Source organism: uncultured Oribacterium sp. (assembly GCF_902481605.1).
Taxonomy (GTDB): Bacteria; Bacillota; Clostridia; order Lachnospirales; family Lachnospiraceae; genus Oribacterium; species Oribacterium sinus.
The window spans coordinates 23831-34000 of record NZ_CABSXI010000021.1; the positions used below are offsets into that span (position 1 = coordinate 23831).

At 43.7% G+C, this 10170-nt stretch carries 9 protein-coding genes; 8 read left to right on the top strand and 1 reads right to left on the bottom strand.

All coding sequences use genetic code 11. From position 1 onward, the window contains the following. Positions 1-354: 354 nt before the first annotated feature. Positions 355-1083 carry a ribonuclease H family protein gene (locus RDQ32_RS05395; RefSeq protein ID WP_308579402.1) on the bottom strand — a complete coding sequence of 243 codons (729 nt, stop codon included), beginning with the start codon at positions 1081-1083 and terminating at the stop codon, positions 355-357. 208 nt (positions 1084-1291) lie between these two features. Between RDQ32_RS05395 and RDQ32_RS05400 the strand changes: the two genes are divergently transcribed. The 8 genes from RDQ32_RS05400 to RDQ32_RS05435 all read left to right on the top strand — a co-directional run bounded on the left by RDQ32_RS05400 (position 1292) and on the right by RDQ32_RS05435 (position 10074). Beyond that, positions 1292-2047, top strand: a complete 756-nt coding sequence (locus RDQ32_RS05400) for an HAD family hydrolase (RefSeq protein ID WP_308579403.1) — start codon at positions 1292-1294, stop codon at positions 2045-2047. A gap of 127 nt (positions 2048-2174) precedes the next feature. Further along, on the top strand, positions 2175-3389 hold the full coding sequence (locus tag RDQ32_RS05405; protein WP_308579404.1) for a GTP-binding protein: 1215 nt from the start codon (positions 2175-2177) through the stop codon (positions 3387-3389). An 88-nt stretch (positions 3390-3477) separates the two neighbouring features. Next, positions 3478-4512, top strand: a complete 1035-nt coding sequence (locus tag RDQ32_RS05410; RefSeq protein WP_308579405.1) for a GTP-binding protein — start codon at positions 3478-3480, stop codon at positions 4510-4512. Positions 4513-4665: 153 nt separating this feature from the next. After that, the gene (locus RDQ32_RS05415) at positions 4666-5154 is read left to right on the top strand and encodes a hypothetical protein (RefSeq protein ID WP_304072894.1); all 489 of its coding nucleotides are present in this window, start codon (positions 4666-4668) and stop codon (positions 5152-5154) included. Between the two features lie 184 nt (positions 5155-5338). Beyond that, a complete protein-coding gene (locus RDQ32_RS05420; RefSeq protein ID WP_304072897.1) occupies positions 5339-6184 on the top strand; it encodes a mechanosensitive ion channel family protein in 846 nt (281 codons plus the stop codon). A gap of 57 nt (positions 6185-6241) precedes the next feature. Further along, complete coding sequence (locus RDQ32_RS05425) at positions 6242-6814, top strand: RNA polymerase sigma factor (protein ID WP_308579406.1); 573 nt, start codon at positions 6242-6244, stop codon at positions 6812-6814. Further along, positions 6807-7895: a PepSY domain-containing protein gene (locus RDQ32_RS05430; protein ID WP_308579407.1), complete on the top strand. Its 1089-nt coding sequence runs from the start codon at positions 6807-6809 to the stop codon at positions 7893-7895. Before RDQ32_RS05425 ends, RDQ32_RS05430 begins: the two co-directional genes overlap by 8 nt. A gap of 220 nt (positions 7896-8115) precedes the next feature. Then, positions 8116-10074: an SseB family protein gene (locus RDQ32_RS05435; RefSeq protein ID WP_308579408.1), complete on the top strand. Its 1959-nt coding sequence runs from the start codon at positions 8116-8118 to the stop codon at positions 10072-10074. Positions 10075-10170 lie beyond the last annotated feature (96 nt).

The window sequence follows — 10170 nt, forward strand, 5'->3', positions numbered from 1 at the left end:
CTAAGATAAAAGCTACACTTCGTTTGCTTTTCGCAAGTACAGACGGCCTCAGATTACCCCTGTTTCAGACTATAAATGCAGAAAAGCTGGTAAAATGGTCATCCACCGTTCGGAGCCGGTATCTTTTGTAAACAATAGCTTATTCACTTTATCTTATTCGCTTTATATGCAAATTGATATTTGCCATGCCAACACAGTTTTTTTCGAAGAAGAGGCTTTAAAGCAGGAGTAATCCGAGCCCGTCAGTACTTGCTAAAAGCGAACAATGTGAAGCTTTTAGCTTAGTACTGCTACGAGGCGCAGGTTAGCGGGAGCGTGCTCCTGCTTAGAGCCTCTTCTTCGAAAAAAGAATGGTTAGGAAATTCCGACTGCTTGTTTAGCGAGGATATCTGCTCTTTCATTAAAGTAGTCCCCGCTATGAGCCAGGACCTTATGGAATGTGATTTTAATTTGCTTTTGGTAGGAAAGCATTTTTTCTCTATATTCTATGGTTTTTTCTTTGTTGCATTTCCATTCTCCCTTTGCCCAGGAGGCGATGCCTTGGTAATCGTGGAATATGGCGATGGAGGAGTAGCCTTTTTCCACAGCCAAGGAAGCTGCTTTTAAGGCTCCCAGGATTTCTCCGGAAACATTTCTCATGCTTTGGTAGCTTTCTTCCCGGCCTGAATCAAAGTATTCTTCTATATTTCCATTCTTTTCAATGAAAACCACGCCGTATCCGTAGACTCCATTGTCGTTTTCAAAGCTTCCGTCCACATAGGCAATGCAGTCTGTCTTAGTACTTTGAAAAAGCTCTTCTATGGCCGAAAGAGAACCGTCTTGTAAGGGGAGAAGAGTTGCCTTCCCTTTTTCTTTCCGGGAAGAAGGCGTTTTTGAACCAAAACTAATAGAGCTCATGTCGGAGCCGTATGGCTTTGAATTGCCGCTACCGTTCATATAGGCTTCCGCCTCTTCCCTTGTTTTCCACTTTTTGAATTTGGCATTGGGATAAGCCTTTACCTGTTTTTCGCATTCTGCCCAGCTACTGTATATTCCCGGATTTTTTCCGATTTTTACCGCGTAATAATAAGCCATGATAGACATTCCCTTTCTTCCTCTTTATACTGGTGGAGGAGAAAACATTGGATTTTCAAGATTCTTTTTTCAAAGGAATGCTGAGATATTGAAATTCTACTAGCTGAGATATAGAAATCCAACTAGCTGAGATATAGAAATCCAAATAGCAGATTTCCTTTGCATGCATAGTGAATATACACTAAAAGCTTTTAAAAAGTATATAGAGGAGTTGAAAATGGGAAAGAAAATCAAGGCAGTACTTTTTGATTTGGATGGAACTTTGGTCAATACCTTAGCCAGCCTAAAAAGAAATATGGATTTGACCATGGAGCATTTTTCTTTGGAGGGTGTCAGTCTGGAAGAAACCAAGAAGTTTGTGGGTGTGGGGACCAAGAAATTTGTGGAAAGAAGCCTGGAAAAGAATGCGCAGATTTGGTATGAGAAGGCGGAAAAATGGGAGGCAAAGGATGAGGAGAAGGCCATGGACTTGGACCTTAAGGGGGATGAGGTCATGGAGCTTTATGAAGAGGCATATGAATATTATCGCTCCATTTTTCCGGATAATTGTACCTATAAGGCGGAACCCTACCCCGGTATTCCTGCCTGCCTGAAACGTTTGGAGGAAAAGGGGATTTCCAGAGTTTGCATTACCAATAAACCCAAGGAAGAGGCGTCCATTATTTTGGACAAGGTATTTGCTTCTGACAGCTTTACTCTGGTACTGGGAGATAATGGAAAGATTCCTTTAAAACCGAATCCGGATATGCTTCTTACGGTTTGCAAGGAACTGGGGATTTCTTCGGAGGAGGCTGTCATGGTGGGAGATACCAAGACGGACTTGGATGCGGCGAAAAATGCGGGTATGCTCAGCATTGGCTGTCTTTATGGATTTCGGGATAAAAAGGAGCTTGAGGAGCATGGGGCAAAGTACCTTGTGAAGGACGGAGAAGAGCTATGGCAGGTTTTGGAGGAGAATTTTTTGGAAAAATGATTTAATCTTTCTAAAGAAAGTTAAGTATAGCTAACTTTATACCGTGGCTATATTGACAAGGTGGAAGATTATCGTAAAATAGCGCTTGTATCCATAAAAAAATGTATTCATCCCAAAGGAGGATTTTATGACAAAGATTGATATTATTTCAGGTTTTTTAGGAGCCGGAAAAACTACATTTATACAGAAATTACTTTCCGATGCTTTAAAGGGAGAAAATGTTGTTCTTATCGAGAATGAGTTCGGTGAGATTGGTGTGGACAGCGGCTTTTTAAAGAATGCGGGAATCGAAATCAGGGAAATGAATCAGGGCTGTATTTGTTGTTCTTTAGTGGGAGACTTTGAAAGCTCCTTGAAGGAGGTTATTGAGCAGTATCATCCTGACCGCATTTTGATTGAGCCCTCCGGAGTTGGAAAGCTTTCCGATATTTTATCGGCGGTAAAGACCGTTTCCGAGAATCTGGATGTAAAGCTGGATGGAGCCGTAACCGTAGTGGACGCTACAAAAGCAAAGCTTTACAATAAGAATTTTGGTGAGTTTTTTGATGACCAGATTCGTTTTGCTACCTCCGTTGTACTGTCCAGAATGGATATTGCTTCAGGAGAGAAGGCGGAAGAGGCTATAAACATTGTTCGGGGCATCAATCCTCATGCCAATCTGATTACTACGGGAATAGCGGAGTTAAGTGGAGAAAAGCTTCTGGAAATCATCGGTAAAGAAGAGAATCTGGAAGAGGAGCTTCTGGCAGAAGTAAAGGCTAAAGCGGCTCATCACCATGAGCATCATCATGATCACGAGCATCATCATGAACATCACCATGAGCACGGGGAATCCTGCGGTTGCGGCTGCCATGAAGAGGAGCATGAGCATCATCATGAACATCACCATGAGCACGGGGAGTCCTGCGGCTGCGGCTGTCACGACCACGACCATGAAGAGGAGCATGAGCATCATCACGATCATGAGCATGGGGAGTCCTGCGGCTGTGGATGCCATGACCATGAGGAAGAACATCATCATCACCATCATCATGAAGGCTGCGGCTGCGGTCATGACCATGATGCGGATGAGATTTTTGACAGCATCGGTTTGGAAGTATTTAAGAAGGTAGACAGAAGTCATTTGGAAGAGATTTTAGAGGAAATGGTGGACGGCTGTGCTTACGGCAGTATTGTTCGAGCTAAAGGTATGCTGGCTTGCACAGACGGCACTTGGGTAAACTTTGATTTGGTACCGGAACAGGTGGAAATACGTGAGGCCGGTCCTGAAAATATCGGAAAGTTCGTGGTTATCGGAACTGAGCTGCAAAAGGACAAGATTAAGGCTTTGTTTAACGACTAATTTTAAAATTTAAAAAAAGAATTCTCCGAAAAGGAACAGGCTTATTTCCCTTTTCGGAGAAGAAAGCATAGAACGGAAGGAGAGTAGAATGGGAGAACAGTGGGAAGCGGAGGGAGAAGGCATTCCTGTCTTTTTGATTAACGGATTTTTAGAGGCAGGAAAAAGCAGCTTCATTCAATTTACCATGGAGCAGGAATATTTTCAGACCGAGGGCAATACCCTCCTTCTTCTTTGTGAGGATGGGGAAGTGGAATATGACCCTATTAAGCTGGCAGCGCATCATACAACGCCGGTGTATATGGAGAATATTACTGATTTTCAGGAAGATAAATTGCAGTCTCTGGCAAGACAGTATAAGGCGGAGAGAGTCTTAATCGAGTGGAACGGGATGTGGAACCAGGATGATTTATATGGCGGCCCCATGAGTGAAGAGGTACTGGCAAAACAGCAAAATCGTGAACCGAAGTATCATGTGTCCATGCCGAAGGACTGGTTTTTATATCAGGTGATTACGATTTTAGACGGTTCCAGCCTAAAGATCTATCTTTCCAATATGCGTTCTTTCCTGGGGCAGATGCTTCGTCATGCGGAGCTGTGCATCGTGAATCGTTGCGATAATCTGTCCAATGAAGAATTGGTGGATTATCGTAGAAAGATTCGGGCAATGGGGCAGAATGCCATGATTTTACTGGAGGATAAAAATGGAGAAATTCCCCAGACCGCTCTTCCGGAAGACCTGCCCTACGATCTTGGACAGGATGCCATTACTTTAGCAGATGAAGATTATGGTACCTGGTTCTTGGACTGCATGGAAAACCCGGAGCGCTATCTGAATAAAGAAATCACATTTTCCGCTATGATTTTAAAACGGAAAAATATGCCGGAGAATGAATTTGTTCCGGGACGTATGGCGATGACCTGTTGTGCGGAGGATATGACCTTCCTTGGTTTTATCTGTAAGGGAGACAAGAAATTAATTGCTCCCTTTTCAACAAGAGACTGGGCAAAGCTCACGGCGAAGGTGAAGCTGGAGGAACGGGAAGAATATCATGGTATAGGACCGGTTTTACATTTGGAAAAGATTGCCAGAACCGGAGAAATCAAGGAACCTGTGAATTTCTAACGATTTCTTATAGAAGGATAAACGATATTTTTTTAGAAATAAGTAAGAAAGCCTTGCGAAATTATATTATTTTTGTATACTAGGAGTGTTAATTTAACAAGGGCAGGATTTGTATGGATGCAAGATGCCCTACAACTTAAAGGAGGACTTACTATGTCATATTTACAGATCTTTGCACTATTAGGAGCATTTTTAATCCCGTTTATCTTGCTTTGGCTGATTTGCTACGGCTTGGAGGCTTACGCTCTTTATACCCTGGCTAAGAATAACGGTCAGGAGGATAAGGCAATTTTAGCCTTTATCCCCTACGTAAATCGTGGACTCTATGCTTATTTTGCAGGTGACCAGGAGATGTTCGGTAATCAGGTTCCCACGATTGCCAGTGCTGCAATCATGGGTGTGCTTCCCCTTCTTGGTGGATTTGTTGGCGGCGCCCTTTGGGGATTGGTTGGCATTATTTTTACCATCGTAGTGATTATTGTTTCTTTCTACAATTATAAAGCCGTATACGGAAAGATGAGCAGTGTTTCCGATTCCACTCTATTCGGTGTTTTGGCTGCTGTAATTTCCCTTTGCCGTGTTATCTTCATTTTCCTTCACAGAAATGATATTCTGGTAGAGGACGGAGAAATCGTAGAATAATATTTCCTTTCAGCAAGCTATAGCAGTTTTATACCGGCTCCAAAAGTTAGACCCAAGAATCTAACCTTGGAAGCCGGTATTTTTATAAATATTTTTACAGCCGAAGAAGAGCCGGGGATAGTGATCCGGTATGATTTTTAGGAAAAAGTTTTATCCATCTACAGTTGTAGGGACGGGAGAAAATATGAATCAGGTAGAAAGTATTGAAAATGAAATTCGGGTCTGGAGCTTCCAAAATTTTGGAAATGGTTTGGCTCTGGGGCTTACCCGTTTTATGGGGAAATTTTTATTGGCGTTGGCATTGTTTTTGATTGGTCGATTTATCATTAAAAAGCTGGGACATATTCTTCCGAAAACCCCTATTTCAGCTAAGATCGATCCTACGGTTCGGAATTTTTTCTTTCGAGCAATCGTACTTTGTCTGTATCTGATTTTAGGAATCAGCTGTGTCAGCATTCTGGGGGTTCCCATTGCTTCCGTCATCACTCTTTTGGCTTCTGCCGGTGTGGCGGTAGGTCTGGCCTTACAGGGCTCCCTATCTAACCTTGCGGGAGGCATTATGCTTTTGCTGTTTCGCCCCTTTAAGGTGGGGAATTATATCAAAAGCGGTACGGATGAAGGCACGGTACAGGAGGTGAGTATTTTCTATACCGTTATTCTTTCTCCGGATAACAAGCGGATTTCCATTCCCAACGGCAGCCTGATGAATGCCAATATCATCAATTATAGTGCGGAGCGTTTCCGGAGGGTGGATTTGATTTACCAGCTTGGTCGGGATGAGGATGTAGAAAAGATAAAGGGATATTTGGAGGCTTGTATTCAGGACGATGAGCTGATTCGAAAATACCCGGAGCCCTTTGTAGGGCTTACCGCGGTGGGAAGAGATTATTTGGAGTTTAGTATCCGTCTTTGGGTGGATACCCCTTCTTACTGGACCCTGTATAATCGGATTAATGAAAAGGTTGCCATCAAATTCGCCAAAGAAAATGTGCTTTTACCCAGCACGGCTATTAAAAATATACAAAGTTGACTTTCATTGCAATAAAATGCCCTCTCTATGCATTGTACTTATGAAAGGACGAAAAACATGATCAATGTGAGTATGCTGATTGCGGATTTTCCCGGGCAGGAAGAAATAGCGGATGAACTGATCTTTTCTTTGGCAAAGGGAAACCGTGAAGCGCTTAAAATCATATATGAGAAAAGCATAAACCCATTGTATGCTTACGTTCTTTCTTTAACAACAAATAAGTATGACACAGAGGATGTTTTGCAGGAAACCTATGTAAGCATTGCAGAAAATGCAGCTTCCTATCATGGGGGAAATAAGGCGATGGCATGGATATTTCGAATTGCCAGGAATTTCACCCTGATGCATTTCCGAAAAGAGAAGAACAAAGAAAGTATTCACGAAGTGGAAGAGGCGGTGGACGCCAAATATTCCTTTTCCTTCGTGGAAAATGCTGACCACAGAATGCTTTTGGAATCCGCCATGGAAATATTGGAGGAAGAAGAACGACAGATTCTATTTCTTCATGCCGTGGCAGGCTGGAAGAATCGGGAAATTGCGGAGTATTTAGGAAAAAACTTAAATACGGTTTTATCCAAATACCAGAGGAGCATTAAGAAGCTGCAGGAGCATTTAGGAAAGGATGAGTAAGATGAAGCAGGAAAATATGGAAAAAGAGCTTCAAGAGGCTGTTAAAAATCTTATCCCCAATGACTTATTTACTAGGATTACCGCAGAACTGGATTCCAAGGAAGAGGGTGCAAAGATGGAAAAAGTGCTGGTAAGAAGAATTGAAAGGAAGAGTACAAGTCCAGGATTAAAAACAGTGATGCAGTTGGTGGCAGCCTGTGTGGCTTTGGTATTGGTAGTTGGGGGAATCTTTTATTACAGAGGAAACTTAATGGTGGATAGCTTGGTGGACTTGGATGTAAACCCGGGAATTGAGCTTCTTACCAACCAAAAGAACCGCGTATTAGAAGCTTATGCAACCAACGGCGACGGTGATAAGGTTCTTTCCGGTATGGATTTACATAATGTGGATTTACAGGTGGCATTAAATGCTATCGTAGGTTCCATGGTACAGCAGGGATACATGACCAAGGACACCAAGGGCGTATTGGTAACCGTGCAGAATAAGGATCAGAAGAAGGCGGATAATCTTCGTAAGCTGGTGGTGAAAGAAATGGAGATAGCTTTGTCCACGGAAGATATGAATGCAGCAGTCTTTCATCAGGTGATTTCCAGTCAGAATAACAATGCTTCCGCATTTGCCAGGAAAAATAACATTTCCTTAGGAAAGGCTGTGTTCGTACTGAACCTTGCCAATAAGGCCAGCTCCTTAAATGCCAAAGAGCTGGCAAAGATGAAGATTTCCGAAATTGCAAAGCTGGTAGCTGATAAGAACATCGATATTCGTGACATTATTGAGTATGATTCTGATGACAGCCTCTGGGAAAATATCGCAGATGCTATTGAGGATATTAATGAGGGAGACGATGACTACATCGTAGCAACAACTCAGCAGGGCGGCAGAATCAGTGCAGACAAGGCAAAGGCTATTGCTTTTGGTCACGCAGGGGTTTCTGCCGGACAGGTAAGAGACTTGTCCGTTGAGTACGATGATGACGGTGTATATGAGATTGACTTTAAAGTAGGAAACATGGAGTACGATTACGAAATCGGTGCTGTAGATGGTTCCATCAGAAAAGCCGATGTAGAGCAGGATGACTAAATAGAGAAGTGTTTATGATAAATTAAATATCGAATATGATTTGCAGTATGGGTCTGAAATGAGGGGCAATTTGAGCTCGCCCTGATTTTCAGGCCCATTTGCATAAGTGATATTTTGATTTTTCTTCATCAAAATGTTTCTCTATCCCCCATTCTTTGCTATACTGTCTGAAGTACAAAAAAGGGCATATTTCCTTTTTTGCGAGACTTAGGAGGATTAGATGAAAGAGATGGGACAGAAGGAGTTTTCTGAAAAACTCGAATTAGCCAAGGGACTTGAGGAAAGTATTCTTCGTTTTTCCGATGAGCGAAACCAAGAGAATTTAAATAAAATTTTTGCCAGTATCGAAGAGTTGATTAACAACGGAGGAGGACTTCTTCTAGCGGCGGATCCTGCCGGAGAAAAGGACGGTCAGCAGCAGATTAATCTGAAGTTTTTAAAAACCGAGGAGGGAAAAAGCTATGCCGCAGCTTTCACCAATGTGGAAGAGCAGAAGGCGGGGAACGAAGGACAGCAATCCTCCGCAGTTTTACTTCCTGTGGCGGAGCTGTTACAGATTGCGGCGAACCATCCCCATTCCGACGGTGTGGTAATCAATCCCTTCAGCAACAGCTTTATTCTTCTGAAAGAAGCCATCGTGGCTTTGCAAAATAAGATGCGTACCCAGAACGTGGAAGAGCGTTTAAAGGGAAGTGCCGGAATTTTTCAGGCGGTTGCGGCTTACCATGAGGAGCAGAAGAAGCTTCCTGAAGGAGAGGCTATGCCGGAAGACAAGAAGCGTGCCGGCATTGAGCGAGTATTACAGGGCTTTTTACAGGCCATGGAGCTTAATGCTCAGCTTTTGGTGGCTATCGTATCCACCGAGAAAAAAGAGGGAGAAATCGCAGATGGTCAGGTCCTTCTGAACCATTTAACCACACAGGATGGAAGAGACGCCATTGCGGTATTTACCTCCGGGGAACAAATCGAGAAGAATCCTGCAGAAACAGCGGCTATCGCTATGCCGGTGCAGGATGTGCTGAAGGCGGCCATCCATATTTCCGAATCCGGAAAGATGGACGGACTGATTATTAACCCCTGGTCCCAGTCCTTCTTCTTAAGTCTGGACATGGTGAAGTGGCTTCTGGATGCCAAGATGCGGGGAGAAGAGAGAGCGAAGGAAAATGAAGAAAAGAGAGCCATGACCCAGGGGCTTTCCGAAACCATGCTATACTCCGCTTTAATCGGTGGAAGCTTAGGAATTGCCAAGGAGAAGGATGCTCTTGGAGAGGCTCCTTATGGAGAGCAGGCCTTTAGCTATCGTCCTGCCATGGGATCCGTTCTTTTGGCAGAGTTCCACAGCCTGAATACGGAAAGAAAGCTTTCCTTCCCGGATATGCAGGAAAAGTTCTACGACTGGAAGTCTAAGGGCATGTATGCCTTGGAAGGACAGGAGCAGGATGCCGTGGAAACTATGGATGCCAGCATTATGCGCTTTGCCACCGGTAAAGGACCTAAGGACAGCGGTGTGGATGCAGAGGATGATTCCTTCCTTTCCAGAATGCTACCCTTTGCCATGATGCTTTGCAGACGTTTGCATCAGTTTAGTGACATGGACAGGGCAATGCTCCATGATGCGGTGAGACTAACAAACAATAATCCTAAGGCTATGCTGATGGGAGAGCTCTATGCCACCATGCTTCGCAATCTGGTTCTTCACTTAGGGGGAGAAAGTCTGGAAGAGCAGCTACAGGCTGCGGCAAACTATGTAGCTTTGTTCTACGAAGAGGAAGAGGCGGAGAATGAAGAAGAGAAGCGCCTTAATGAAGAGGCTAAGGAGCAGCATAGAGAGGATGTTAAGGACTATGATGCACTGGTTGCATCCTTCGAAATTCTCAAGCCATTCTTGGATTTAAAGAGCCTGGAAGGAAAGAAGGCGGAGGAGCTGTCCGGAAAGGGAAGCTGCGAAGACACCCTTCTTTTAGCTACCTGGGTACTGCTTAGCAGCAAGAGCTATCAGGAAGCAGTGGAATCTGCACTTTCCCTAAAGGGAAGTAAGAATCTTCCTGTAGTGGTTTCTACTCTGGCAGCAGCTTACTACGGCTTATCCCAGATTCCTAAGGACTGGGTGAACGCTTTAGCCGGAAAAGAGGAAGTTCGCGAAATTGCCATTGAGTGGCAGATGCGCTGGTTAGATTAACGAATAAGAAAAAAGGACTGCAAAAAATCAAAATAATAAAGATTTTCGGCAATATAGGTCTGAATTCGGGGTAGTCTGAGCCCGTCGGTACTTGCG